Below are 24,958 nucleotides of genomic sequence, written 5' to 3' on the forward strand. Positions count from 1 at the left end.
CCCATTCTTGCAGAGGGCCGCCTTTTGCTCTATCCTGAAGGTGGAAGTTTCCATGAAGCGCTTCCACCACGGGACCAGGCCATGAGAAAGAAGAAGCCCACCATCCACGAGGTGGCCGCCCGGGCCGGCGTGGGCCTGGGCACAGTGAGCCGCGTGCTCAACAACCATCCGGCGGTGCGCCCGGAAACCCGGGCCCGGGTCCTTAGGGCCATGGAGGAGCTGGGCTACACCCCCAACCCCCACGCCCGCCGGATCGCCGGGGGAAGGAGCTACACGGTGAGCGTCCTCCTCCCCTTCGTGGCCACGGAGTTCTACCGCAGGCTCGTCGAGGGGATAGAAAGCGTCCTGCTGGAAAAGCGCTACGACCTGGCCCTCTTTCCCATCCTCTCCGAGGCCCGGCTTCGGCGCTACCTGGAAAGCCACACCCTGGCCTACCTTACGGACGGCCTTATCCTGGCCTCCTACGACCTCACGGAGCACTTCGAAGGGGGCAAGCTCCCCACGGACCGGCCCGTGGTCCTGGTGGACGCCAAAAACCCTCGGTACGACTCCGTCTACCTGGACAACTTCCTAGGCGGCCACCTGGCGGGGGCCTACCTGGCCCGCTTCCCCGGGGCCATCTTCGCCGTGAAGGTGGAGGAGGAGCCCGACCGGGCCTTCCGCCACACGGTCTTCGCCGAGCGCATGGCGGGGTTCTTGGAGGCGCTCAAGGAGCGGGGGCGGCCTTTCCCGGGGGACCACCTCTACACCACCCGCCTCTCCCCGGAAGGGGGGCGGCTCGCCTTGCGCCACTTCCTGGAAAAAAGCTCCCCGCCCCTCAACGTCTTCGCCGGGGCCGATCAGGTGGCCCTAGGGGTCATGGAGGAGGCAGAAAGGCTAGGCCTCACCGTGGGGAAGGAGGTGCGGGTCCTAGGGTTTGACGGCCACCCCTTTGCCGAGGAGGTGGGGCTTTCCACCATCGCCCAGCCCGTGGAGGCCATGGGGGCCAAGGCGGCCCAGCTTCTTCTGGAAAGGATGCAGGGCTACGCCGGCCCCCCGCGGGAAGTGCGCTTTGAGCCCCTTCTGGTGGAGCGGGCTTCCACCGGTACCCCGCCCGCCGTGCCCTACGTGCCCTAAGCCATGCGCCTGGAACCCTTCGCCAACCTCGTCCGCTGGGTCATGCTCCTGCCGGTGGCGGGGCTTCTCCTCGGGGCCTTCTACTTCGCCTGGAACGCTTTTTTTGAGGCGCTAAAGGCCCTTTTCCACCCCCTGGAAGAAGCCCTCCCCGCCTTGGTGGGGGCGGTGGACCTGGCCCTTTTGGCCGCGGTCTTCCTCCTCTTCTCCCTGGGCCTCTTCGAGCTTTTCATCCGCCCCTTGGCGCTTCCCATGGGGAACATCTTGGCGGTGGAAAACCTCTCCGACCTCAAGGCCAAGCTGGGCCAGGTGATCGTCATGATCCTGGTGGTGAAGTTCTTTGAGAGGGCGCTGGGCTTCAAACCGCAAAGCGCCCTGGACCTCCTCCTCTTCGCCGGGGGCGTGGCCCTCTTGGCGGGGGCGCTTTGGCTGGCCAAGGCCAAGGAGTAGTGCTCGTCTACCTGGACCAAAACCACGCCAGCCGCATGGCCAAGCACCTCCTGGGCCAACGGGGCCACGAGGCCTTCGGCAGGCTCTTCCAGGCCCTAAAGGGGAAGGCGCTGGCCCCGCCCAGTCCCTTTCACGTCCTGGAAACCCTCCACCCGCAAAACGGACCCCCGGAGAAGGCAGGCTACCTCCTCCCCGCCCTCAAGGCCGTCTTCGCCGAGCTTTCCCAAGGGTACTGGGTGCGCCCGTGGCCGGAGGTGGCCTGGCGGCAGGGACGGGGCCTTTACCGGGAGGACCTCCTCGGGCGGGAAGGGAGCTGGGAGGAGCCGGCGGACCTCTCCCCCTTCCTGGGCCTTCCGGAGCGCCTTAGGGGGCTTCCTTTCCTCGAGGCCCAAGAGACCGCCCGCCGGGAGATCCTGGCCCGCACCGGCCTGAAGGAGGTCCCCTTCGTCCGCCTCCTGGCGGAACTTCTCGCCCGCATGGCCACGGACCCCCACCGCAAACCCCGCCCCTCCGACCTCCTGGATGCGGTGATGGCGGCCACGGTCTACCCCTACGTGGACCTCCTCCTCACCGACCGCTACCTCCGAAACCTCCTCCCCGAAAGGAGCGTGGGGGGAAGGCAAAAAGAAGTGGAGGCCCTGGTCAGGCGCCTTGAGGGGGAGTAGACTGCCCCCCGTGAAGGGGATTAGGGACCCCCGCCTCCTGCCCATCGCCGAAAAGGTGGAAGCCGGGGAGCGGCTCACCTTTGCCGAGGGGCTCGTGCTCTACGAAACCCAAGACCTGCCCGCCCTCATGCGCCTGGCCAACCGGGTGCGGGAAAGGAAGCACGGCCACAAGACCTACTTCGTCCACTCCATCCGTGTGTCCCAGACCAACATCTGCTACGTGGGCTGCACCTTCTGCGCCTTCCAAAGGCGCTTTGGCGAAGAAGGGGCCTGGGACTGGGACGTGGAGGAGGTGGTGGCTTGGGTGAAGGCCCGCTACCAGCCCGGCCTCACCGAGATCCACATGACCGCCGGCCACCACCCCAAGCGGCCCTTCCAGTACTACCTGGACCTGGTGCGGGCGCTAAAGGAAACCTTCCCCGGGGTGCAGGTGAAGGCCTGGACGGCGGCGGAGATCCACCACTTTTCCAAAATCGCCCGCCTGCCCTACCGGGAAGTGCTCCAAGCCCTAAAGGAGGCGGGCCTGGACGCCATGCCCGGGGGTGGGGCGGAAATCTTCGCCGAGCGGGTGCGGAAAAGGATCGCCCGGGCCAAGGTGAGCGCCGAGGGTTGGTTGGAAATCCACCGCACCGCCCACGAGCTCGGCATCCCCACCAACGCCACCATGCTCTACGGGCACATAGAAACCCTGGAAGAGCGCCTGGATCACATGGACCGCCTGCGGCGCCTCCAGGACGAAACCGGGGGCTTCATGAGCTTCATCCCCCTGGCCTTCCAACCCGACGGGAACCAACTGGCCCGGGAACTGGGCAAAAGGGAGTTCACCACGGGCCTGGACGACCTGCGCAACCTGGCGGTGGCCCGGCTCTATCTGGACAACATCCCCCACATCAAGGGGTACTGGGCCACCTTGACCCCCGAGCTCGCCCAGGTTTCCTTGGACTGGGGCGTCACCGACATAGACGGCACCCTCATCGAGGAGCGCATCGTCCACATGGCGGGAAGCCCCACCCCCGAAGGGCTCTCCAAACGGGAACTCGCCCGCATCATCCTGGCGGCGGGGCGGATCCCCGTGGAGCGGGACGCCCTCTACCGGGAGGTGCGGGTCTGGAACCAGGTGGAGGCCTGATGGCCTACGTCCTGGGGGTACCCCTCTACGCCAACACCGCCCCCCTTTACCGCTTTTTGGAGGCGGATGGGTTTGCCCTCCGCTACGGGGTGCCGGCGGAGCTGAACCGCATGGTGCTCTCGGGGGAGGTGGGGCTTTCCCTGGTTTCCAGCTACTTCTACCTGAAGCACCAAGAGGCCTTGAGCCTCCTTCCGGACTTCTCCGTGGCGGTGTTGGGCCGGGTGTACTCGGTGAACCTTTTCCACAAGGTACCCCTAAAGGCCCTAAAGCGGGTGGCCCTCACCACGGAAAGCGCCACCAGCGTGGAACTGCTCAAGCTCCTTCTGCGGGAAGGGGGGCTGACCCCCGCCTACGCCCAGGCGGAGGGGGGCTTGGAACTCTTGGAAAGCCACGACGGCGTTCTCCTCATCGGCGACCGGGCCATAAAGGCCTACGCCGCCCTCCTGACCGAGCTTCCCGAAACCCCCCACGCCCTTCCCACCCGCTTTGGTGGGGTGGAGGTGGTGGACCTTTCGGCCCTTTGGTTCCAAAGGACCCGTCTCCCCTTCGTCTTCGCCGTCTGGGCTTATCGCAAGGAAAACCCGCCCCCTACGGCCCTGGTACAGGCCCTCCGGCGGGCAAGGCGGGAGGGCTTGGGCCGGCTGAAGGAGGTGGCGGAGGGGGAGGGGAAGCGGCTTGGCGTAAACCCCCTCCTCCTCCAACACTACCTTTGGAACTTCCGCTACCACCTGGAAGAGCCCGACCGGCTAGGCCTCCAAGCCTTCGCCGAGGCCCTAGGCCTTCCCTTCCGGCCCACGTACTACCCTGGCTAGCACTTGACTTTATATAGCGCTTTAGATAGTATGCTAATGGGCCAAGGGACCAAAGGAGGCGTGTATGCGTTGGAACCTAGACCCCACCCACACCAGCGTGGAGTTCGCCGTGCGGCATATGATGATCGCCACCGTGAAGGGCACCCTCAACCTCAAGGAGGGCTACGTGGAAACGGACGAAAGCGGCAAGCCCCTCCGGGTGGAAGCCTGCCTGGACGCCAAGAGCATCCACACCGGGGTGGCGGACCGGGACAACCACCTGCGCTCCCCCGACTTCCTGGACGTGGAACACTACCCCGAGATCGTCTTCCGGAGCGAGAAGATCACCCCTCTAGGGGAGGGGCGCTACCGCGTGGAAGGGGAGGTGACCCTCCGGGGCGTGACCCGGCCCCTTGCCTTCGAGGTGGAAACCCATGGCCCCGCCAAGGACCCCTGGGGCAACGAGCGCATGGCGGCCCACTTTGAAGGGAAGCTCAACCGCAAGGACTTCGGCCTCACCTGGAACGTGCCCCTGGAGATGGGCGGGGTGCTGGTGGGGGAAGAGGTGCGCTTTAGCGTGGACACGGAGGCGGTGAAGGTTCAGGAGGTGGTGGCCCGGTAATGCCCTTTCCCAGGCGGCTCCTTTCCTTGGCCCTCAGGGTGCGGGACCTGGAGGCCGCCTTGGGGTTTTACCGCCATCTTTTGGGGCTAGGGGTGGAGGAGGACCCTCCCCGTTACCGCCTCTTCCCTGCGGGAAGGGGGTTTTACCTGGAGCTCCACCACGATCCCCAGGCCCCCCTAAGGCCCTACCCCTCGCTGGGGCTCTACCATTTCGCCCTCCTCCTCCCGGACCGGAAGGCCTTGGCCGGGGTCTTCCGGAGGCTCCTGGAAGCCGGGGCCTTCTTTGAAGGGGCGGCGGACCACGGGGTTTCCGAGGCCCTGTACTTCCGGGACCCCGAGGGGAACGGCCTCGAGCTCTACTGGGACCGCCCCCAAGGGGAGTGGCCTAAAGGGCCTTTGATGTTCACCGCCCCCCTAGACCTGGAAGGGCTCCTGGCGGAAAGCCCCAAGGCCGCCCCCCTGCCCCCGGAAACCCTTCTTGGCCACCTCCACCTGCATGTGGAGGACCTGGCCGAGGCCGAGGCCTTCTTCACCGGAAGCCTGGGGATGGAGGTCACCCTGCGCACCTACCCCGGGGCCCTCTTCTTCGCCTGGGACGGCTACCACCACCATGTGGGGGCCAACACCTGGGCGGGCAAAAGGAGGGCGCCCTACGGGGCCACGGGGCTTTTGGGCTACACCCTCTTGGACCCCCAGGGGCGCGCGGCGACCCTTCTGGACCCCGTGGGGGCAGGGGTGCGGTTGACAGGCCCAGGGGTCACCCCCTAAACTTGGGGGCAATATGCGGACCGTAAAGCGCTACTTCGGCTTTTATTATCCCGCCGGGGGCGCCCTGCGGTCCGCATAGGCGTTTACCGCAACCGGGCGCCCCCCAAAAGGGGGCGCCCAAGGTTTTTAGGAGGGGAAGATGCTTATCGTGATGAAGCGGGGACACACGGAGGCGGAGCTGGAAGAGGTGGTGCGGGAGATCGAAAAGGTGGGGTACCGGCCCCACGTCTCCCGGGGGGTGGAAACCACCCTGGTGGGGGCCATCGGCCGCGGCCCCACCCCCGAGCTCATGGAGCACTTCCGGGCCCTTCCCGGGGTGGCGGAGGTCATCCCCATCTCCAAGCCTTGGAAGCTGGCGAGCCTCGAGGTTCAACCCTTCCCCACCATCTTGGACTTCCCCACGGGGAAAACCGGGGGCGGGCACGTGATGGTGGCGGCGGGCCCCTGCGGGGTGGAATCCCGGGAACAAACCCTGAAGGCGGCCCGGTACGTGAAGGCCCACGGGGGGGCAATGCTCCGGGGCGGGGCCTTCAAGCCCCGCACGAGCCCTTACGCCTTCCAGGGCCTGGGGGTGGAGGGCCTGAAGATCCTGGCCGAGGCCCGGAAGGAAACGGGCCTCCCCGTGGTCACGGAGGTCCTCTCCCCGGAGCAGGTGGAGCTGGTGGCCGAGTACGCCGACGCCTTCCAGATCGGCGCCCGCAACGCCCAGAACTTCCCCCTGCTCCAGGCGGTGGGCGAGGCGAAAAAACCCGTCCTCCTCAAGCGGGGCATGAGCATGACCCTGGAGGAGTTTTTGATGAGCGCGGAGTACATCCTCTCCCGGGGGAACATGCAGGTCATCCTGGTGGAGCGGGGCATCCGCACCTTCGAAAAGGCCACCCGCTTCACCCTGGACGTCTCCGCCGTGCCCGTGCTCAAGAGCTGGACCCACCTTCCCGTCTGGGTGGACCCCTCCCACCCCGCGGGCAAACGGGACTGGGTCATCCCCCTAGCCCTGGCGGGGCTTGCCGCCGGGGCGGATGGGCTCATCGTGGAAACCCACCCCGAGCCCGAAAAGGCCCTCTCTGACGCAGCGCAGCAGCTCCACGAGCACGAGTTCGCCGAGCTCATGGAAAGGGTGCGCCGCCTGGTGGCCGCCCTGGACAAGGCCCTTTCCGCCCCCGCCCTGGCATGAAGCCCCTCTTCGGCAAGGTGGGCATCTTTGGCGTGGGCCTCCTGGGGGGCAGCGTGGCCCTGGGGCTTAAGGAGCGGTTCCTGGCGGAGGAGGTCCACGCCTACGATCAGGACCCCTCGGCCTTGGAAAAGGCCCTCTTCCTCGGGGTTGCGGACCGGGTCCACGCCGAGCTCGGGCCCTGGGTGGGGGAGCTTTCCCTGGGGATCCTGGCCGCCCCCGTGGGGGCTTTGCCCGCCCTGGCCCAGACCCTAGGTCCCCTGGCCCACCCCGAAAGCCTCTGGACCGATGTGGGAAGCGTCAAGGGCAAGGTGGTGGCGGCCCTGGAGGGGCTTCTTCCCCACTACCTGGGGAGCCACCCCATGGCGGGCAGCGAGCGGGCTGGGGTGGAAAACGCCCACGCCGGGCTTCTGCAAAACGCCGTCTGGGTCCTAACCCCCACGGCCCGCACGAGCCCCAAAGCCCGGGAGGGCATACGGCGCTTAGTGGAGGCCCTGGGGGCCTACCCCCTGGAGATGCCCCCCCTCCTCCACGACCAGCTGGTGGCCCGGATCTCCCACCTCCCCTACCTCCTGGCCGTGGCCCTCAACCGCATGGTGGCGCAAAACCCCCACAAGGACCTCCTCATCTTCCTGGCCGCCGGGGGCTTCCGCGACCTCACCCGCATCGCCTCGGGAAGCCCCAGGATGAGCCGGGACATGGTGGTGGAGAACCGGGAAGCCCTCAAAGAGGCCATAGAGGAGCTAAGGGCGGTGCTTTTGGAACTGGAAGGGCTTCTAGACGAGCCCGAGGCCCTCTTGCAAGCGGCGGAGGAGGCCAAGCGCACCCGGGATAGCCTTCCCATCGTGCGCCGTAGCCTCCTCCCCGAGATGTACGACCTGGTGGTCCAGGTGCCGGACCGCCCCGGGGAGATCGCCCGCATCGCCACCGCCTTGGGGGAAGCCGGGGTTAACATCAAGGACATCGAGGTCCTCACCATCCGGGAAGCGGCGGGGGCCTTGCGCCTCTCCTTCGCCACCCGGGAGGAGCGGGAAAGGGCCCAGGAGGTGCTAAAGCGAGCAGGTTATCGGCTTCCCTGATCCTGAGTGTACCGGGCCACGCGGTCCTTTCCCCCACGCTTGGCCCGGTAGAGGGCCTCGTCTGCCCGCCGGTAGAGCTCTCCCAGATCCCCCCGGTAGGAGGCTACGCCGAAACTGGCGGTGGTGCCCAACGCCTTAAGGCCCTCCCGCAGCCGCTCCGCCAAGCGGGTGGCCTGGAGGGGGTCGGTTTCCGGCAGGAGGATGGCGAACTCTTCTCCCCCCCAGCGGCCCACCAGGTCCCCCCGGCGCACGTGGGCCACCAGGTAGCGGGCCACCTCTTTCAGGAGCCGGTCCCCTTCCGGGTGGCCCTTCTCGTCGTTCACCCGCTTGAAGTCGTCTAGGTCCAAAAGCACCAGGCTGAAGGGCTTCTCGCCCCGTTCCACCCGGGCCGCCTCCCGCTCCAGGGCCATCTCCAAGGCCCGGCGGTTGGGCAGGCCCGTGAGGGGACAGGTGAGGGCCTGCTCGCGCCAGAAGCGGGCCTGGCCGTAAAGCTCCCGGAAGCGAGCGAGGAGCAAGGTTAGGGCGAGAAGCACAAGCTGGCTCAGGGCAAAGTGGGCGTAATAAGGGCCGAGCTCCCGGCCCCAAATAGGTGGAGCCAGGGAAAGAAGCACCCCCCAAAAGAGGGATGCCGCCAGGGCCCAGGGCACGGGGTAGGCGAAGGCGGCTACCAGGTAAAGAGCAGGGGACCAGTACCCCACCACCCACCCGTCCTCCTGGGCTCGCCAAAGCTCGAAAAGGAGGTAGGCTCCAAGCCCATGGACCAAGAACCTGGGGGCCCGCTTGGGACCACGGGTGAGCGCAAGGAGGAAGTAGAGGGCGAAGGCGCCGTAGGCCAGCCAGAGACCTAGGGTCTTCGGCGGGTACCACGCAAGCTGGAGGCCGATGCCCAAGGGAAGGCCGAGCCAAGCGGACCAGTAAAGAAGGCGGGCCAAGCGGTACATGGATCCATTTTTATCCGAAGGTATGCGAAAAAAATGTACAAAAACTTAAGGGAGGAACTTAAGGGAGGAGCTTCCCCGGGTTTAAAAGCCCCGCTGGGTCCAAGGCCGCCTTAACCTGGCGGAAGGCCTCGAGGGTCTCCCCATCCACCGCCTCCGCCATGAACTTCCGCTTCATGAGCCCGATGCCGTGCTCGCCGGAAAGCACCCCGCCGTGCCGGAGGGCCACCCGGGCAATCTCGTGGGCGAGCTCCCAAACCCTTTGCTCGCTCTCCCGCCTGGGGTCAAAGAGGATGTTGGGGTGGAGGTTCCCATCGCCGATGTGGCCGAACTGCACCACCACCAGGCCGAAGGCTTCGCCCAAGGCGCGGATCTCCCGCACCACCTGGGGCAGGGCGGAGCGGGGCACGGCGATGTCCTCGTTCACCCGCTTGGGCCGGATCCGCCCCAAGGCGGGGCTCACCGCCCGGCGGGCCCGCCAGAAGGCCTCCGCCTCCTTCTCGTCCCGGGCCCGCCGCACCTGGGCGCCATGGGCCTGGGCCGTTTCCTCCAAGAGGGAAAGCTCCTCCTCCACGAGCTCGGCCTCATCCCCATCGGTTTCCGCCAGGAAGAGGGCGTGCCCTCGAGGGAGACCCATGTGGAGGTAGTCCTCCACGGCGTCCACGCAGGCCGGGTCCAGAAACTCCAACCTCGCCGGCACCGCCCCCGAAGCGATGGCCCGGGACACCGCCTCCGCCAAGGCCCCCACCTCGGGGAAGGCGGCCATGAGGGTGGCCCGGTGCCGGGGCAGGGGCACAAGGCGCACCCGGGCCCCGGTGATGAGGCCCAGGGTGCCCTCGGAACCCACCAAAAGCCCTGGCAGGTCAAAGGCCTTCCTTTCCAAAAGGTGGGCCTCCCCGAAGGCGTCCACGAACTCCAGGGCCAAAAGGTAGTCCCCCGTGACCCCGTACTTGAAGCAAAGGGGCCCCCCGGCGTTTTCCCCCAGGTTCCCCCCGAGGGTGCTGGTGCGGTAGGAGGCGGGGTCCGGGGGGTAGAAGAGCCCGTAGGGCCTGGCTGCCTCGGAGATGCGGACCGTGGTCACCCCAGGCTCGGCCCAGGCGGCCTGCGCCACGGGGTCCAGGGCCAGGCGGTCCATGCGGGTGAAGGCCACCACGATGGCCTCTCCCAGGGGCACCGCGCCCCCGGAAAGCCCGCTTCCCGCCCCCCGGGGCACCAGGGAAAGCCCATACCTCCGGGCCAGGCGCACCAGGGCCTGCACCTCCTCCCGGGTTTCCGGAAGGGCCACCGCTAAGGGCCTTTCCCCCACCAGGATGGCGTCATAGCGGTAGACTTCCTTCTCCGCCGGGGAGAGGAAGACCCTCGGCCCCAAAAGCCGCCTCAGCTCCTCCTTGGCCGCCTCCCAAGCCCCCATGCCCTAAGGCTACCAGGCGGGGTCGCAGGAGGGCGTGGCGTCCGGGTCGACGGCGTTACCCGCCACATAGGGCCCCGCAAGCCCCCCGGTGAAGCCCTGGAGCCAAAGGCGGCGGGGCGGGAGGCTAGGCTCCACGCCGATCCCCTGGACCCCCACCCCGCCTTGGGGCGAGAGGGCGGAAACCGCCTGGATGGCCCCTTCCGGGGTCACCTCCACCCAGCCCTGGACCACCCCCCCATAGAGGGGGCCCTGGAGGAGCGCCCGCTCCTCGGGAAGGGCCCTTTCAGGCGAAACCCCCTCGGGGAGCCAGTAGAACACCAGCCGGTCCAGCCTGCCCTCCAGGAAGAAGCGGTAGTCCACCCGGGTGGTGCCGGAGGCGCAGTAGGTGGTCTGGGTGGCGAGGCCCGAGATGCGGTGCCCGGGGTAGACCACCTCCAGGGTCAAGGAGCAGGCGGCCAAGAGGGGAAGAAGGAGAAGAAGCCCTCGCATAGCTTCATCTTCGCCTCCTCCCCGCCCCCTAGGCTTTGCCCAAGCTAAAGGGAACTTTAGACTGGGCCCCATGGCGTACTGGCTCCTCAAGTCCGAGCCCCAGGTGTACAGCATCGAGGACCTCAGGCGGGAGGGGCGGGCCCTATGGGATGGGGTGCGCAACTACCAAGCCCGCAACTACCTCCTGCGGATGCGGGAAGGGGACCTCTGCTTCTTCTACCACTCCAGCGTCCAGCCCCCGGGCATCGCCGGGCTGTGCCAGGTGGTGCGCACCGGCATCCCCGACCCCACCCAGTTCGACCCAAGTAGCCCCTACTTCGACCCCAAGGCCACCCCGGAAAGGCCCCGGTGGTACACGGTGGAGGTGGCCTTCCTCGAGGCCTGGCCCCTCATTCCCCTGGACGAACTCCGGACCTGCTTCCCCCCCGAGCACCCCCTGGGGAAAAGGGGGAACCGGCTTTCCGTGATGCCGGTTCCCCCGGAGGTGGCGGAAAGGCTTATTGGGCGGAAAGGGTGCCGATGATCTTGAAGAGGGGCAGGAACATCCCGGCCACGATCATGCCCACGATGACGCCCAGGAAGATGATCATCAAGGGCTCGATGGCCGCGGTGAGGCTCGCCACCGCCTCGTCCACCTCCCGCTCGTAGAAGTCCGCCAGCTTGTTCAGCATGGTGTCCAAGGCCCCCGTTTCCTCGCCGATGGCCACCATGGAGCTCACCATGGGGGGAAAGACAAAGGGGTGCTGGGCCAAGGTGAGGTTCAAGGGGTCGCCCTGCTGGATCCGCTGCTTCGCCGCCTCCACGATCTCCTCCACCACCACGTTCCCGGCGGTCCCCTTGGTGATGTCCAAGGACTCCACGATGTTCACCCCGCTCCCCAAGAGGAGGGCCAAGGTGCGGGAGAAGCGGGCCACTGCGGTCTTGCGGTTCAGGTTGCCGAAGACGGGGATGCGGAGCTTGATGCGGTCAATGACCCTGCGCCCCTGGGGAGTGCTGTAGTACCAGCGGTAGACGAAGAAGAGGACCACCGCCAAAAGAAGGAGGGGTAGGGTAGCGGCCCGGAGCAAGTTGGAAACGGCGATGAGGAAACGGGTAAGGAGGGGGAGCTCCGAACCCAGGTCCGTGAGGATCTGGGCGAACTGGGGCACGATGCCCGTGAGGAGGAAATAGGCCACGCCCACGGCAAAGACGAAGACGATGACCGGGTAGGTCATGGCGCTCTTGATCTTGCCCCTGAGCTCCAGCTCCTTCTCCAAGAAGCTCGCCAGGCGGTCCAGGATCACGTCCAACCCCCCCGAGGTCTCCCCCGCCCGCACCAAGTTCACGTAAAGCCGGGAGAAGAGCTTGTGCTTGGCCAGAGCCTCGGAGAAGGCCATGCCGCCTTCTATGTCGGCGCGCACCTGCTTGAGGATTTCCCGGAACTTCTTGTTCTCCGTCTGCCGCTCCAAAATGGCCAGGGACTGGAGGAGGGTGAGGCCCGCCCCCAGCATGGTGGCGAGCTGCCGGGAGAAAACGGCCAGGTCCTTAAGGCCAGGACCCCGCTCCAAGACGGGAAGCCGCACCTCAGCCCTTAGGCCTTTTCCCGGCTCCTTGATCTCCGCCACGAAAAGACCCCGGTCGCGAAGGAGCCTTGCGGCGGTGCGGAGGTCTTCGGCCTCGATGGTGGCCTCCACCAGGCGGCCCTGCCGGTCGCGGGCCTTATACTGGTAGACTGGCATGGTAGAAGTATACCAGAAGGAACTGGAAGAGGCCGCCCGCACCCTGCGGGAAGGGGGGCTTGTAGCCTTCCCCACGGACACGGTCTTCGGCGTCCTGGCCCCCATGGAGGACGAGGCCGCCTGCCGCCGCATCTACCAGGTCAAGGGACGGCCCGAGGAAAAACCCCTCCAGGTCCTGGTGGCGGACCTGGAAAGCGCCCTAAGGCTTACCGAGTTAGGCCCCCTGGAAAGCAAGTTCGTGCGCCTGGTGGAAACCTTCTGGCCCGGGGGGCTCACCGTGGTGGTGCCGGGGCGAAACATCCCCCCTTGGATCAGCAAGGACGGCTCCGTAGGCCTTAGGATGCCCGCCCACGAGGGGCTGCGGGAGCTCCTTTCCCGGGTAGGGGGCTACGCCGCCGCCACCAGCTTGAACCGGAGCGGGGAACCCCCGGTGCGCACCGCGGAGGAAGCCCGAGCCTTCGCCGTGGACTTCGTCTTTCCTGGGGAGGCGGGGGGGCTTGCCTCCAGCGTGGTGGACCTGCGCACAGGGGAGGTCTTGCGGGAAGGGGCCATCCCCAAGGAGGCCCTCCTGGCCTACCTCCAGGATGCCTAGCCTGAAAGCGGAGATCCTGGCTGTCCTCTTCGCCGCAGGAAGGCCGGTAAGCCTCAAGGAGCTTCGCGCCTTGGGTCACCCGGAAGAGGGGATCTTGCGGGCGCTAAAAGCCCTGGAGAAGGACCTGGAAGAGGGCCACCTGGGGGTGGCCCTGGAGCGGGTGGCGGGGGGGTGGCGGCTCGTGGTGCACGAAAGCGCCCTCCCTGCGGTGGAGAAGGTGCTCAAGCCCTCGCCGCCAAGGCTTTCCAAGGCGGCCCTCGAGGTCCTGGCCCTCATCGCCTACCACCAGCCCGTGGCCCGGGCGGAGCTGGAGGCCATGCGGGGGAAGAGCGTGGAAGGCGTCCTGGAAAGTCTCCTGGAACGGGGGCTCATCCGGGTGGTGGGGGAAAAGGAGGCCCCGGGCCGCCCCAAGCTCTACGGCACCACGGAGCGCTTCCTGGAGGTCTTCGGCCTGGAGAGCCTAGAAGACCTCCCGCCCCTCGAGGACGGCCCACCCCTCCTCCTCCGCGGCTAGGGCCTCCTTGGCGGGGATGGGCAGGGGGCTAAAGAGCTCGTTCTGGCGCACGAAGGCGAGGAGGAACCGCCCCAAAAGGCGCATCTGGCTCCGGTGGGCCCGGATGGCCTTTTCCTTTAGGCGCACCTCCTCCTCGCTCAAGGGAAACCGCCGCCAGGGAAGCCCCCGCCCCCGCGGGGGCGGGTAGAGGGGAAGCCGGGGGTGGAGGCCCTTGGGCAAGGGGTACTGGTACCCCCCGTGGACGATGTAGTACTCCAGAATTCCCTCTAGACCCAAGGCCGCCGCCGCCTGCATGCCGAAGTAGGCGGTGGCCTGGTGGTCCCGGTGGGCGTCCAGGGGGCTTGGCAGGAGGATGCGGCTTGGCCTAAGCTCCCGGAAAAGCTCCAGCAAAACCCCTTCCAGGGCCTTGCCCGTATAGGGCAGGCCCAGGCGGTAAGCCCCGGGGTAGGCCACGGCCTTAAGCCCGGTATAGGGGCTTTCCCAGGGCAGGTAGTAGTGGGTGGTGAAGAGGGCGAAAAGCCCCTGGTCGGGAAAGCCCAAAAAAATGGCGCTTTCCCGCCCAAGCCCCAGGGCCTCTAAGCCCCGCCAGGCCTCCACCATGCGCCGCAGGGCCAGGCGGCGCATGGCCTCCTGGGAGGGCAAGGGGCTTCCCGCCGCCAGGTCAAAGGCGTCCCCCGAGGTGAGGTAGACCACGGTAACCCGCCCCCCTTGGGCCGCCACCCGGCGCATGCGCCCCGCCGCCGCCAACACCTCGTCGTCGGGGTGGGGGGCGAGGACGAGGAGGTGCTCCCTGGGCCCCGGCGCCTCCGCCACGGGAAGCCCCCGGGTCCGCAAGGAGGCGAAGAAGGCGTGGTAGTAGGCGAAGAGGAAGCGCCCGTTGACGAAGGCCCAAACCCCCAGGGCCGCCAAGAGGACCGCCACCCGCTCGGCCCACAAGAGACCCAGCCAAAGCCTTAGCGCCTCCGCCAAGGCGAGGTAGGCGAGGAGCAGAAGGAGAAGCCACTGCCAGGGGGCCAAGCGGCGCACGAGGGGCATTCTACCCGGGGGTAGACTGGAACCGTGCCTAAGGTGCGCCAGGCCAGGCTCGAGGACCTCCCCGCCATCGCCCACATCTCCCACCAAACCCTCCTTTTGGGCCGGGAGGGGTCGCGGGTCTTTCCCAGCGAGGCCCTTTGGGGGGAGCTTTTCGTAGCCCCTTACCTGAAGCGGGGGTGTTGCAACCTGGTGGCCGAGGAAGGGAAGGAGGTGGTGGGCTACATCCTGGGGGCCTGTTCCGATGGAGCCCTCCTGGGCTACCTCCTCCCCCGGCTACCCCTCCTCCTCCTTCGGCTCGCCCTGGGCCGCTTTGGCCCCCCTCTTCCCCACCTGGCCTACCTCCTCCGCCTCCTTCTCTTCCGGGGTCCCAGGGCCCCCAAGGGCCGCTACCCCGCCCACCTCCACATCGCCGTGAGCGCTAAGGCCCAGGGCCAGGGGGTGGGGCGGGCCCTTCTCACGGCCTTCTTGGACTGCCTCCGGGCTAAGGGCGTGCCGGGGGTGCAGCTTTCCACCACCCGGGCCAACCAGGCGGCCCGTAGGCTTTACCAAAGCCTCGGCTTCCGCCTCTACGCCAAGCGAGCCAGCCCCTTCTGGGCCCCCTACCACGGCCGCCCCGTGATCCACGAGGTCTGGGTGAAGGAGCTTTAGGGGGCGGAGCCGCTTAGGGTAAGCGTGCGCAGGGCATGGGCCCCAGTCGCTGGGCCGCCTCCCGCGCCCGCCGAAACCCCGCCCCCTAAGCGCCGCTTCGCCCCCCCACGAGGGCCTCGCCGTAGCCCAGGCAGGCCCCAATCCGCCGCCCTTCCACGTTTGGGGTGGCGGGGAGGATCGTGGGCCCATAATAAAGGGGTGCTGCCCGAGGCCCTAAGGGGGTGGGAAAGCTACCGGGAGTGGCTCGAGGCCGACCCTGAGTTCCAAGGGCGCATCGTCTTCGCCCAGCTCCTCCCGAAAAGGCCCCCGCAAAAGACCCCGCCCCAAGGGCCCTTCGCCGGGGTCCTGAAGGCCTTGGGCCTCGTCCCCTTTCGCCACCAGCAGGAGGCCTTGGACCGGGTGGCCGAAGGCCGGAACCTGGTCATGGCCTACTCCACCGCCGCCGGAAAAAGCCTCGTCTTCCAAGTGCCCGTGCTCCAGGCCGCCTTGGAGGGGGAAACGAGCCTCCTCCTCTTTCCCACCAAGGCCCTGGCCCACGACCAGCTAAAGCGCCTCCGGGCCATGGCGGAGGCCCTGGGGGTCCAGGGGGTCTACCCCTACGACGGGGACACCCCCGCCGCCACCCGCAGGAAGGCCCGGGAGGAAGGGAGGATCCTCCTCTCCAACCCCGACATGCTCCACTTCGGCCTCCTGCCCCGGCACGGGGAGTGGGCCCCCTTCCTCTCCCGCCTCCGCTACCTCGTCCTGGACGAGCTTCACGCCTACCGGGGAGTCTTCGGCACCCACGTGGCCTTGGTCCTCTTCCGCCTCCTGCGCCTGGCCCGCCACTACGGGGCGAACCCCCAGGTGATCGCCGCCAGCGCCACCATCGGCAACGCCCGGGAACACGCGGAAACCCTCACCGGCCTCCCCTTCGTGGCGCTCCAGGAGGCGGTGGCCCGCTCGGAACGGGAGCTTTTGGTCCTCCTCCCCAAGCCCCTGGACCGGAAGGGGGAAAGGCGGCGAAGCCCCCTTCTGGAGGCCGCCTACCTGGCCCGGGCCCTGGCGGAAGGGGGGCTGCGGGCCCTGGTCTTCGCCAACGCCCGCAAGAGTGCCGAGCTCATCGCCCGCTACGCCGCCCACCCTGCGGTTCGCCCCTACCGGGCGGGCTACACCGCCCGGGAAAGGCGCAGGCTGGAGGAGGCCCTCAAGGAAGGGGTGGTGCGGGTTCTGGTGAGCACCAGCGCCTTAGAGCTTGGGGTGGACATCGGGGAGCTAGACGCCGTGGTCCTGGTGGGCTACCCCGGCTCGGTTTCCGCCTTCTGGCAGCGGGCGGGAAGGGCGGGGCGCGGGGAGCGGCGGGCCCTGGTGGTCTACATCCCCAGGGAAGACCCCTTGGACGAGTACTTCCTCCACCGCCCCGAGCTCCTCCTCCAAAGCCCCCCCGAGGTGGCGGTGGCGGACCCCAAGAACCCGGTGCTCTGCCCCTTGCACCTCCACGCCGCCGCCTGGGAGAGGCCCCTCCTGCGGGAAGAGGTGCTCTGCCCCGAGGCCCTCGCCGAGCTCAAGGAGAAGGATGGCCGCTTCTATACCCCAAGGAGGCGTCCTCACCGGGAAATCTCCTTGAGGGGCCTGGGGACCCCCTTCACCCTAAGGGGGCCAGAAGGGGAGGTCCTGGGCTACCTGGACGAGCGCCAGGCCTACTGGGAGGCCCATCCCGGGGCCATCTACCTCCACGGGGGGGAAAGCTACCTGGTGCGGAACGTGGACCCCCTGCGGCGGGAGGTGTGGCTCCTCCCCGCCCTGGAGGACTACTACACCGAGCCCCGGGCGGAAACGGACCTGGAGGTCCTTTCCGGGGAGCCCGTGGGCCAGGGGGTCTATGTGGGGAAGGTAGTCATCCGGGAGCGGGTGGTGGGCTACGTGAAGAAGCGCTTTTTCACGGGAAGCATCCTAGAGGAGGTGCCCCTGGAACTCCCCGAGATCTCCTTCCCCACGGAGGCCCTTTGGTTCCACCCCCTCGAGGCGGTGCCCCCCCACCAGATCCCCGGGGGCATCCACGCCCTGGAACACGCCATGATCGGCCTCCTGCCCCTCTTTGTCCTGGCGGAACGGCAGGATATCGGGGGCATCTCCTACCCCTTCTACCCTAGGCCCCTTCCCTCCGGGCAGGGCCCCACCATCTTCATCTACGACGGCTACCCCGGGGGCGTGGGCTACGCCCGGGCTGCGGCCCAGCGCTTTCCAGAGTGGGTGCGGGCCACCTTGGAGCTCCTCAAGCGCTGCCCCTGCGAGGAGGGCTGCCCCCGGTGCGTCCTCTCCCCCAAGTGCGGCAACGGCAACCAGTACCTGGACAAGAAGGCGGCCCTGCTCCTGGCAGCCAACCTGACCCTCTTCCTGCCCCGAGGGGCGGTGCATTAGACTCCTCTCATGCCCCAGGCCCTGGAGGAAAGCCCCGAAACCTTCTTCGCCCGCTTCCAGGAACACGCCATTTGGGCCCACCTCTTCCCCGAGCCCTGGGGGAGCCCCCTCCTCGAGGTCCTGGCGGAGGGCGTACTGGTGTACGCCTTTGACCGGGGCGCCCCCCCAGCCCCCACGGGGCCCACCCGCATCCTCCTCCACGGGGTGGTGGCGGAGGCAAAGCCTTTAGAGGGCACCCCCTTCCTGGAACGCAAAAGGGACCGCTACCGCCTGGGCGGGGAGGCGGTGCCCTTGGGGGAGGGGTTTTACCTCCTCCGGGCCCCCCTTCCCGTGGTGGTCTACGCCGAGGCCCCCCTGCCCCCCAAGGCTGAGGTCCTCCTCCACCCTCCCTTGATGCTCTTCCGGGAGTAGCCGTGCGCTGCGAGTGCGGGCACAAAAACCCCCCCGAGGCCCGGTTCTGCATGGCCTGTGGCCGGGCCCTAGGGGTCATCCTGCCTGAGGAGCGGCGCTTTGTGAGCGTGGTCTTCTTCGACCTGGTGGAGTCCACCCGGGGTTTCCAGGAAGGCTTGGACGCCGCCTACGCCCGGCTGCAGGAGGCCCTAGAAGGGGCGGCCCGCGCCGCCCGGGCCAAGGGCGGGTTCGTCCACCGCTTCCTGGGGGACGGGATCCTGGTGCTCTTCGGGGCGCCCAGGGCCAGGGGTCTGGAACCCTGGCGGGCCCTGGAAGCCGCCTTGGACATGGTGCGGGCCTCCCCCTTCCCCGCCCGGGCCGGGGTGGCCAGCGGGGAGGTGCTCTGGGCCCCCTTGGGTAGCGGCCAAGCGGGGGAGCCCACGGCGGTGGGTAGCCCCGTGGTCCTGGCGGAGCGGCTCTCCAAACTGGCGGCCCCAGGGGAGGTCCTGGCGGACAGCGCCACCTTGACCCTCGCCAAGGGGGCTAAGGCCGAGTTCTTAGGCCAGCGGGAAGCCCGGGGCCTGGGATGGGTGGCGGTGCACCGGGTAAGGGCGGTGGAGATGGCCCTGGACCCCAAGGAAGACGCCCTCCTTCGGGAACTGCGCCAAGCCCTGGCCCACCCCCCCGCCCGGCTCAACCTGGTGGGCCCCCCGGGAAGCGGCAAGAGCCTCCTTTTGGCAAAGTTCTTGGAAAACCCCCCATTTCCCGTGGCCTTCCTAGAGCGCATGGGCCCAGAAACCCCCCTGCGGGCAAGCCTCCGCCAGGCGGTGGAAGGTGCCTTGGGCGATCCCGAGGCCCTTGTGGCCAAGGCGGGCCTCCCCCCCAAGCTGGCCCTGGCCTTCCGCTATAGCCTGGGCCTCGAGGCCCGCCCTTCCTGGAGCCGGGAGGCCTTGGAGGGGGCCATCCTCGAGGCGTGGAAGCGGCTTTTGGCCACCTTGGAGAAACCTCTCCTCATCGTCCTCAAGGACCTCCACGCCCCCGACCGTACCCTGGAGCGCTTCCTTCACACCGAGCTTCCCCCAAACGTCGCCCTTTTGGTGGAAAGCCGCCTTCCCCTCTTCGCCCCCACCCTGGCCCTAAAGGGGAGAAAAGCCCCTCCCCTCCTGGCCCTCCAACCCGCCCTAGACGCCCTGCCCCCGGCGGAGCGGCGGGCCCTTTTGGCCTACGGGGTCTTGGGGGAGGTGCCGGAAGCCTTGGTGCGGGAGCTGGTGGGCCCTTTCGCCAAGGCGAGGCTCCTTAAGGAAGGGCTTCTGCACGGGGAAACCCCCCTCCCCGAGGTGCGGGAGGCCGCCCTCGCCCTGGTGCCCGAGGCCACGGCCAAGGCCTGGCACGGGGAAGCCGCCCGCTTCTACCGGGAACGAGGCCATCTAGCCCCGGCTGCCTTCCACCTGGCCCAAGCCGGGAAGGCCCAGGAGGCCGCCCAAATCCTCCGCTCCCTGGCCCAGGCCGCCTGGCGCCAAGGCCACCCGGAACAGGCCATCCCCCACTACCAGGAAGCCCTCCGGGTAGCCCCCCCCTCTTGGAAAGGGGCCTTAGCCCAGGAGCTTCAGGATGCCCTCGCCTCCTTAGGCCAAGGGGAGGAGGCCCAGGAGGGCCCGAGGTCCCAAGACCCCCTCCTCGAGGCCTTTCGGAAGGCAAAAGACCCCTCAGACCTCCTCCCCCTCCTCCCCGGGCTCAAGCCCTACCCCTTGGAGGAGGCCCAGGCCCGCCTCCTCCTGGCCGGGGCGCTTTGGCGCCGCTTCCAGCCCCAGCGGGCCCTGGAGGTCCTAAGCCCCTTCCACCCCCACCTACCCCCTTCCCTCCACCTCCACCGCCAAAGCCTCTATGCGGGCCTCCTCATGGACCTGGGCCGCTACGCCGAGGCGGAAGCCCTCCTCAGCCAGGAGGGGGAAGGGGACCCGGAAGCCCTCACCCGCTTCCGCGTTACCCGGATCCGCCTCCTTTTGGAAACAGGCCGCCTGCCCCAAGCCTTGACGGAGGGGGAGGCATGGTACCAGGAAGCCCCCCACCCGTGGCTCGCCGCCGCCCTCCTCACCGCCTGGACCCTAAGGGGCCGCTTCCGGGAAGACCTCTTCCAGGAGGCCCTGAAACACCCGGATGGCCGGGGCCTCGCCGCCTTGGCCCTGGCCCACCACCGCTGGCAAAAAGGCCTTGACCCCGTGCCCCTCCTCAAAGAGGCCCTGCGGGAGGCCCGCCGCCTTTCCAACCCCTACGTCCACCACCTGGCCCTCACCTCCTTGGCCCTATACCTCTGGCCTCTGGCCCCCCGGAAGGCCCAGGCCCTTTCCCAGCACCTCCTCTACCAGACCCATCGCACGGGCTTCGCCGTGCACCACGAGATAGCCAGGCTCCTCAGGGCCCAGCTCCTTCTGGAAAGGGGGGAACCCGTGGAACACCTCCTAGGGTTTTCCCCCTCGGTCCCCTTGACCCGAGCCTGGCACGGCCTGTTGGCCGGGGAACCCCCGGGGCGGGAGCTAAGGGGATACGGTATCCTGGGGAGGTGGGTTCAGCGCCTTTGGCTTGAGCGGGGGATGGGATGGACACGGCGCAAGCGGTAGAGGCCATCAAGCGCCGCCTCTCCTTGAAGGAGGTGGTTTCCCGCTACGTGGCCCTAAAGCCCGCGGGCCGGGGGCGGTGGAAAGGCCTTTGCCCCTTCCACCAGGAAAAAACCCCTTCCTTTTACGTAGATGAGGAAAAAGGCCTTTTCCACTGCTTTGGCTGCAAGGCGGGTGGGGATCTTTTCGCCTTCGTGGAGCGCATAGAGGGGTTGGATTTCCCCACGGCCCTGGAGCGCTTGGCGGAGGAGGCCGGGGTAGAGCTTCCGCAAAAGCCGGGCGGCCCACAAAACCGCAAGGAACTCCTGGAGGTCCTGCGCCTGGCCCAGGCCTACTTCCAGGAAGGCCTCGTCGCCTCAGAGGAGGCCAAAAGCTACCTGCAACGCCGGGGCCTCCGCGAGGACAGCGTGGCCCGCTTCGGTCTGGGCTACGCCCCGGCCAAGGCGGACGGCCTCCTCACCTATCTGGTGCGCCACGGGGTTAGCCCGGAGGAGGGCCTGAAGGCAGGGGTGCTGGCGGAAAAGGAGGGGCGCTTTTTTGACCGCTTCCGCCACCGCATCACCTTCCCCATCAAGGACCATCTGGGCCGCATCGTGGCCTTCACGGGCAGGGCCCTGGGGGACGAAACCCCCAAGTACCTCAACTCCCCGGAAACCCCCCTTTTCCGCAAGCGGGAAGTCCTCTTCGCCTACCCCGAGGCCAAGGCCAGGCTCCGGGAAGGGCGGGCCATCGTGGTGGAGGGGCTTTTTGACGCCATCGCCCTGCACCAGATGGGCTTTGGGGAAACCGTGGCCGCACTGGGTTCTGGCCTTTCCGAGGAACAGGCCAGGCTCCTAAAGGCCCAGGAGGTGCGGGAGGTCTACCTGGCCTTTGACGCCGACGAGGCGGGGCAGAAGGCGGCCTTGCAGAGCCTGGACCTGGAGATGGCGCGGCAGTTTCTCTTTTACGCCGTGCGCCTGCCCGCAAAGGACCCCGGGGAGCTCCTCCTTTGGGAAGATGGCCCGGCCCGCTTCCAAAAGGCCTTGGAGGTGGCGCTTCCCGAGGTGGAGTTCCGCTTCCAGGAAGCCGCCAAGGGCCTGGACCTCACCCGGCCCGAGCACAAGCGGAAGGTCCTCGAGGCCCTCACCCCCAGGATGCTCGCCCCCGAGCCCTTCGACCCCGTAGCCGAACGGCTAAAAGCCCTGGTGGTGGAGCGCCTCGGCCTCTCCCCCAGGCAGTTGGAAGAGTACCTGGCAAGCCGCAAACGGGGCCGGCCCGCCCCGCCCCCGCCCCCCAAGGCCGAGCCCAAGGACCGGGCCCTCCTCCTGGAGCTAGACGTCATGGCCCTCCTTCTTTCCCTTCCCGAGGAGCGCTTTTTGGACTGGGTCCTCTACGTTTCCGACCACGTCTGGCCCCCAGCAGGCTCCCTCCTCGCCGAGTTCTTGGACCTGGCCCGGCGGGAACCCCGGCGGGACTACCTGAGGCAGGTGCTAAGCCGCAAGGAGGCGGGGGGGCTCTTTTTGGAAAAGCTCATGATGGCCCCGCCCCTAGAAGAACCCCGCTTCCCCGAGGTAATGGAGAAGACCCTCGCCCGCTTGCGGGAAGCCTACTACCTGGAAAGGCGGGCCAAGCTCAAGGCCCTTTTGGCCCAGGAACCTCGGCTGGAGCTCCTTAAGGAAATCCAGGAGCTGGACCAGGCCATAGAGGCCGAGCGGCGCATCTACCGGGGGCTATAGGGGGTAAAATGCCCCTGGGCGTGGGCCCAAAGGAGGTACGCATGAAAAGCCCCGTTCGCGTGGCGGTCACTGGCGCCGCAGGTCAGATCGGCTATAGCCTCCTCTTCCGCATCGCCGCGGGGGAGATGCTGGGCAAGGACCAGCCCATCATCCTGCAGCTTCTGGAAATCCCCCAAGCCCTGAGAGCCCTGGAGGGGGTCATCATGGAGCTGGAGGACTGCGCCTTCCCGCTTTTGGCCGGGGTGGTGGCCACCGACGACCCCAAGGTGGCCTTCAAGGACGCAGACTACGCCCTTCTGGTGGGGGCGGCCCCCCGCAAGGCGGGCATGGAGCGGCGCGACCTCCTGGAGATGAACGGCAAGATCTTCACCGAGCAGGGCCGGGCCCTGGCGGAGGTGGCCAAGAAGGAGGTGAAGGTGCTGGTGGTGGGGAACCCGGCCAACACCAACGCCCTCATCGCCTACAAGAACGCCCCGGGCCTAAACCCCCGGAACTTCACCGCCATGACCCGCCTGGACCACAACCGGGCTAAGGCCCAGCTGGCCAAGAAGACCGGGGTGCCTGTGGACCGGATCCGCCGGATTACGGTTTGGGGCAACCACTCCTCCACCATGTTCCCCGACCTCTTCCACGCCGAGGTGGAGGGCAGGCCCGCCCTGGAGCTTGTGGACATGGAGTGGTACGAGAAGGAGTTCATCCCCACCGTGGCCGGGCGGGGTGCCGCCATCATCCAGGCCCGGGGAGCTTCCAGCGCCGCCAGCGCCGCCAACGCCGCCATTGAGCACATCCGCGACTGGGCCTTGGGCACCCCGGAAGGGGACTGGGTGTCCATGGCCGTGCCCTCCCAAGGGGAGTACGGCATCCCCGAGGGCATCGTCTACTCCTTCCCCGTGACCGCCAAGGACGGGGAGTACCGCATCGTGGAGGGTCTGGAGGTGAACGCCTTCGCCCGCAAGCGCATGGAGATCACGGCGCAAGAACTCCTAGACGAGATGGCGCAGGTGAAGGCCCTTGGCCTCATCTAGGGCCTTCTAGCGCCAGACCTCGGGGGCCCAGGGGTAGACCACCCAGGCCCCCGTTTCCTTGGCGTAGAAATCGGAGCGGTCCGGCACCCGGTTGCGCTCGAGCTTGAAGTGCAAGGTGGCCACCACCGGCACCCCACCCGCCTTTTGGATGCGGGCCTTCACGGCGTAGGCGGTGCGCCCCGAGTCCCAGACATCGTCCACCAAGACCCGCTTACCCATGAGGAGGGAATCCTCGGGGAACTGGAGGAAAACGGGCTCGGGCAGGGTTTCCTCCCCCTCTTTGTAGAACATCACCGCCGCGGTGAGGATGTTACGGGCAGAAAGGGCCTGGGCCAGGAGGGCGGCGGGGATGAGGCCCCCCCGGGCGATGCCCAGGAGGAGGTCAAAGGGCTCCTCCCGAAGACGCTCCGCCAGGGAACGCACCAGGCGCAAAAGCTCTTCCCAGGAGAGGGTTTCCCTCATCAGGGCCTGTCCAGCTCAAAGGCCTGGTGCACGGCGCGCAAGGCGGCCTCGGCATGCTCGGCGGGGATGATGACGGAAATCCGCACCTCGCTGGTGGCGATCATCTCGATGTTGGCCCCGGTGGAGGCCACCGCCTGGAACATCTTGGCGGGGATCTCCGGGGCGGAGGCGAGCCCCACCCCCACGATGGACACCTTGGCGATGTCGGGCCTCAGGATGGCCTCGCCCCCAATCTCGGCCAAGACCGGCTCCAGGGCCTCCAGGGCCTCCTGAGCGAAATCCTTCTTGACCGTGAAGGCCATCTGCTGCCTCGAGGGGTCGTGGCCGGGCACCCCCTGGATGATCATGTCCACGGCGATGCCCCGCTCCGCTAAGGCCTGGAAGACCTTGGCGGCGATGCCCGGCTGGTCGGGAATGCCGATAAGCCCAATCTGGGCGTGGTCCAGGTCCAAGGCCGCGCCCGTCACCACCTTGCCCATCTCCATGTTGACCTCCTTCACCAGGGTACCGGGGTTATAGGAGAAGCTGCTGCGCACGTGAAGCACCACCCCATAGCGCTTGGCGTAGTAGACCGCCCGGGGATGGAGCACCCTGGCCCCCAGGGCCGCCATCTCCAGCATCTGGTCGTAGCCGATGACCTCCAGTTTCCTCGCCTCGGGGATCAGGTGGGGATCGGTGGTGTAGACCCCTTCCGTGTCCGTGTAGATCTCGCACTCCTTGGCCCCCAAGGCGGCGGCGATGGCCACGGCGGTGGTGTCCGAACCGCCCCGGCCCAGGGTGGTGATCTCCCCTTGCGGGGTGGTGCCCATGAAGCCGGCAATCACCGCCACGTAGCCTTGGTCCATGGCCTCTTGGATGCGCCTGGGGTCCACCTCGAGGATGCGGGCGTCGCCATAGCGGCCGTCTGTGGTGATGCCGATCTGGTGCTGGACAAACCCCTTAGCGGGGATGCCCATGGCCCAAAGCTGCATGGAGAGAAGGGCCACGGACACCTGCTCCCCTGTGGTGGTGAGGAGGTCCAACTCGCGAAAAGGAGGTCTCGGGTTCACCCGCTTGGCCAGGGCGATGAGCTCGTCCGTGGTGTGCCCCATGGCCGAAACCACCACCGCAAGTTTATGCCCCTTCTCCCGATAATGGGCGATGCGCTGGGCTACTTTGTGGATGCGCTCCAGGTCGCCCACGGAGGTGCCGCCGTACTTTTGTACCACCAGGGCCACGC

Annotated in this window: 25 protein-coding genes; 18 read left to right on the forward strand and 7 right to left on the reverse strand. The window is 67.8% G+C overall.

Translation table 11 applies throughout. The features are described from left to right. The first annotated feature begins 81 nt into the window (after positions 1-81). From ABXG85_RS03280 to ABXG85_RS03320, 9 genes are all read left to right on the forward strand, one after another. Positions 82-1,116, forward strand: a complete 1,035-nt coding sequence (locus ABXG85_RS03280) for a substrate-binding domain-containing protein (protein WP_353512307.1) — start codon at positions 82-84, stop codon at positions 1,114-1,116. Between the two features lie 3 nt (positions 1,117-1,119). Continuing rightward, positions 1,120-1,563: a YqhA family protein gene (locus ABXG85_RS03285; RefSeq protein ID WP_353512308.1), complete on the forward strand. Its 444-nt coding sequence runs from the start codon at positions 1,120-1,122 to the stop codon at positions 1,561-1,563. Next, the gene (locus tag ABXG85_RS03290) at positions 1,563-2,228 is read left to right on the forward strand and encodes a hypothetical protein (protein WP_353512309.1); all 666 of its coding nucleotides are present in this window, start codon (positions 1,563-1,565) and stop codon (positions 2,226-2,228) included. The genes ABXG85_RS03285 and ABXG85_RS03290 overlap by 1 nt, the downstream gene beginning before the upstream one ends. A gap of 10 nt (positions 2,229-2,238) precedes the next feature. Next, positions 2,239-3,357 (forward strand): aminofutalosine synthase MqnE, encoded by a 1,119-nt coding sequence (gene mqnE / locus ABXG85_RS03295; protein WP_353512310.1) that lies wholly within the window; start codon positions 2,239-2,241, stop codon positions 3,355-3,357. Next, complete coding sequence (locus ABXG85_RS03300; RefSeq protein WP_353512311.1) at positions 3,357-4,169, forward strand: menaquinone biosynthetic enzyme MqnA/MqnD family protein; 813 nt, start codon at positions 3,357-3,359, stop codon at positions 4,167-4,169. The genes mqnE and ABXG85_RS03300 overlap by 1 nt, the downstream gene beginning before the upstream one ends. A 64-nt stretch (positions 4,170-4,233) precedes the next feature. Continuing rightward, a complete protein-coding gene (locus tag ABXG85_RS03305; protein WP_353512312.1) occupies positions 4,234-4,770 on the forward strand; it encodes a YceI family protein in 537 nt (178 codons plus the stop codon). Then, on the forward strand, positions 4,770-5,537 hold the full coding sequence (locus tag ABXG85_RS03310) for a VOC family protein (RefSeq protein ID WP_353512313.1): 768 nt from the start codon (positions 4,770-4,772) through the stop codon (positions 5,535-5,537). The genes ABXG85_RS03305 and ABXG85_RS03310 overlap by 1 nt, the downstream gene beginning before the upstream one ends. Before the next feature lie 139 nt (positions 5,538-5,676). Beyond that, positions 5,677-6,711, forward strand: coding sequence for a 3-deoxy-7-phosphoheptulonate synthase (gene aroF, locus ABXG85_RS03315; protein ID WP_353512314.1), 1,035 nt, complete (start codon positions 5,677-5,679; stop codon positions 6,709-6,711). Beyond that, entirely contained in the window at positions 6,708-7,787 is a 1,080-nt protein-coding gene (locus tag ABXG85_RS03320) for a prephenate dehydrogenase/arogenate dehydrogenase family protein (RefSeq protein ID WP_353512315.1), read from the forward strand. Before aroF ends, ABXG85_RS03320 begins: the two co-directional genes overlap by 4 nt. On the opposite strand, the gene ABXG85_RS03325 is transcribed toward ABXG85_RS03320, so the two are convergent. The 3 genes from ABXG85_RS03325 to ABXG85_RS03335 are packed head-to-tail and all read right to left on the reverse strand — an operon-like array spanning position 7,772 to position 10,625. Next, positions 7,772-8,728: a GGDEF domain-containing protein gene (locus tag ABXG85_RS03325; protein WP_353512316.1), complete on the reverse strand. Its 957-nt coding sequence runs from the start codon at positions 8,726-8,728 to the stop codon at positions 7,772-7,774. The two genes, ABXG85_RS03320 and ABXG85_RS03325, sit on opposite strands and share 16 nt — an antisense overlap. Before the next feature lie 58 nt (positions 8,729-8,786). Continuing rightward, positions 8,787-10,136: an FAD-binding oxidoreductase gene (locus ABXG85_RS03330; RefSeq protein WP_353512317.1), complete on the reverse strand. Its 1,350-nt coding sequence runs from the start codon at positions 10,134-10,136 to the stop codon at positions 8,787-8,789. A gap of 9 nt (positions 10,137-10,145) precedes the next feature. After that, positions 10,146-10,625, reverse strand: coding sequence for a hypothetical protein (locus ABXG85_RS03335; protein WP_353512318.1), 480 nt, complete (start codon positions 10,623-10,625; stop codon positions 10,146-10,148). 70 nt (positions 10,626-10,695) lie between these two features. Here ABXG85_RS03335 and ABXG85_RS03340 point away from each other — a divergent pair, with 70 nt between their 5' ends. Next, positions 10,696-11,148: an EVE domain-containing protein gene (locus ABXG85_RS03340; RefSeq protein ID WP_353512319.1), complete on the forward strand. Its 453-nt coding sequence runs from the start codon at positions 10,696-10,698 to the stop codon at positions 11,146-11,148. Here the strand turns inward: ABXG85_RS03340 and pilC are convergent. After that, a complete protein-coding gene (gene pilC, locus ABXG85_RS03345; RefSeq protein ID WP_353512320.1) occupies positions 11,123-12,343 on the reverse strand; it encodes a type IV pilus assembly protein PilC in 1,221 nt (406 codons plus the stop codon). The two genes, ABXG85_RS03340 and pilC, sit on opposite strands and share 26 nt — an antisense overlap. Between pilC and ABXG85_RS03350 the strand changes: the two genes are divergently transcribed. Together ABXG85_RS03350 and scpB are read left to right on the forward strand one after the other, a co-directional pair. Beyond that, the gene (locus ABXG85_RS03350; protein WP_353512321.1) at positions 12,342-12,935 is read left to right on the forward strand and encodes an L-threonylcarbamoyladenylate synthase; all 594 of its coding nucleotides are present in this window, start codon (positions 12,342-12,344) and stop codon (positions 12,933-12,935) included. The genes pilC and ABXG85_RS03350 overlap by 2 nt on opposite strands. After that, positions 12,928-13,449: an SMC-Scp complex subunit ScpB gene (gene scpB / locus ABXG85_RS03355; RefSeq protein WP_353512322.1), complete on the forward strand. Its 522-nt coding sequence runs from the start codon at positions 12,928-12,930 to the stop codon at positions 13,447-13,449. The genes ABXG85_RS03350 and scpB overlap by 8 nt, the downstream gene beginning before the upstream one ends. Here the strand turns inward: scpB and ABXG85_RS03360 are convergent. Then, a complete protein-coding gene (locus ABXG85_RS03360) occupies positions 13,396-14,475 on the reverse strand; it encodes a PIG-L deacetylase family protein (RefSeq protein ID WP_353512323.1) in 1,080 nt (359 codons plus the stop codon). The genes scpB and ABXG85_RS03360 overlap by 54 nt on opposite strands. Positions 14,476-14,508: 33 nt before the next feature. Between ABXG85_RS03360 and ABXG85_RS03365 the strand changes: the two genes are divergently transcribed. From ABXG85_RS03365 to ABXG85_RS03390, 6 genes are all read left to right on the forward strand, one after another. Beyond that, positions 14,509-15,132 carry a GNAT family N-acetyltransferase gene (locus ABXG85_RS03365; protein ID WP_353512324.1) on the forward strand — a complete coding sequence of 208 codons (624 nt, stop codon included), beginning with the start codon at positions 14,509-14,511 and terminating at the stop codon, positions 15,130-15,132. Positions 15,133-15,330: 198 nt separating this feature from the next. After that, a complete protein-coding gene (locus ABXG85_RS03370) occupies positions 15,331-17,532 on the forward strand; it encodes a DEAD/DEAH box helicase (RefSeq protein ID WP_353512325.1) in 2,202 nt (733 codons plus the stop codon). A gap of 9 nt (positions 17,533-17,541) precedes the next feature. Further along, positions 17,542-17,943, forward strand: coding sequence for a hypothetical protein (locus ABXG85_RS03375; RefSeq protein ID WP_353512326.1), 402 nt, complete (start codon positions 17,542-17,544; stop codon positions 17,941-17,943). Positions 17,944-17,945: 2 nt separating this feature from the next. Beyond that, positions 17,946-20,540 carry an adenylate/guanylate cyclase domain-containing protein gene (locus tag ABXG85_RS03380; RefSeq protein WP_353512327.1) on the forward strand — a complete coding sequence of 865 codons (2,595 nt, stop codon included), beginning with the start codon at positions 17,946-17,948 and terminating at the stop codon, positions 20,538-20,540. After that, entirely contained in the window at positions 20,519-22,252 is a 1,734-nt protein-coding gene (dnaG, locus tag ABXG85_RS03385) for a DNA primase (RefSeq protein ID WP_353512328.1), read from the forward strand. Before ABXG85_RS03380 ends, dnaG begins: the two co-directional genes overlap by 22 nt. A 41-nt stretch (positions 22,253-22,293) precedes the next feature. Then, a complete protein-coding gene (locus ABXG85_RS03390) occupies positions 22,294-23,277 on the forward strand; it encodes a malate dehydrogenase (RefSeq protein ID WP_353512329.1) in 984 nt (327 codons plus the stop codon). 6 nt (positions 23,278-23,283) lie between these two features. Here the strand turns inward: ABXG85_RS03390 and ABXG85_RS03395 are convergent, their stop codons facing one another. Continuing rightward, a complete protein-coding gene (locus ABXG85_RS03395) occupies positions 23,284-23,742 on the reverse strand; it encodes a phosphoribosyltransferase (protein WP_353512400.1) in 459 nt (152 codons plus the stop codon). Beyond that, entirely contained in the window at positions 23,739-24,956 is a 1,218-nt protein-coding gene (locus ABXG85_RS03400) for an aspartate kinase (protein ID WP_353512330.1), read from the reverse strand. Before ABXG85_RS03400 ends, ABXG85_RS03395 begins: the two co-directional genes overlap by 4 nt. Positions 24,957-24,958: the final 2 nt, after the last annotated feature.

The sequence above is a fragment of the Thermus sp. LT1-2-5 genome, from assembly GCF_040363165.1.
Taxonomy (GTDB): domain Bacteria; phylum Deinococcota; class Deinococci; order Deinococcales; family Thermaceae; genus Thermus.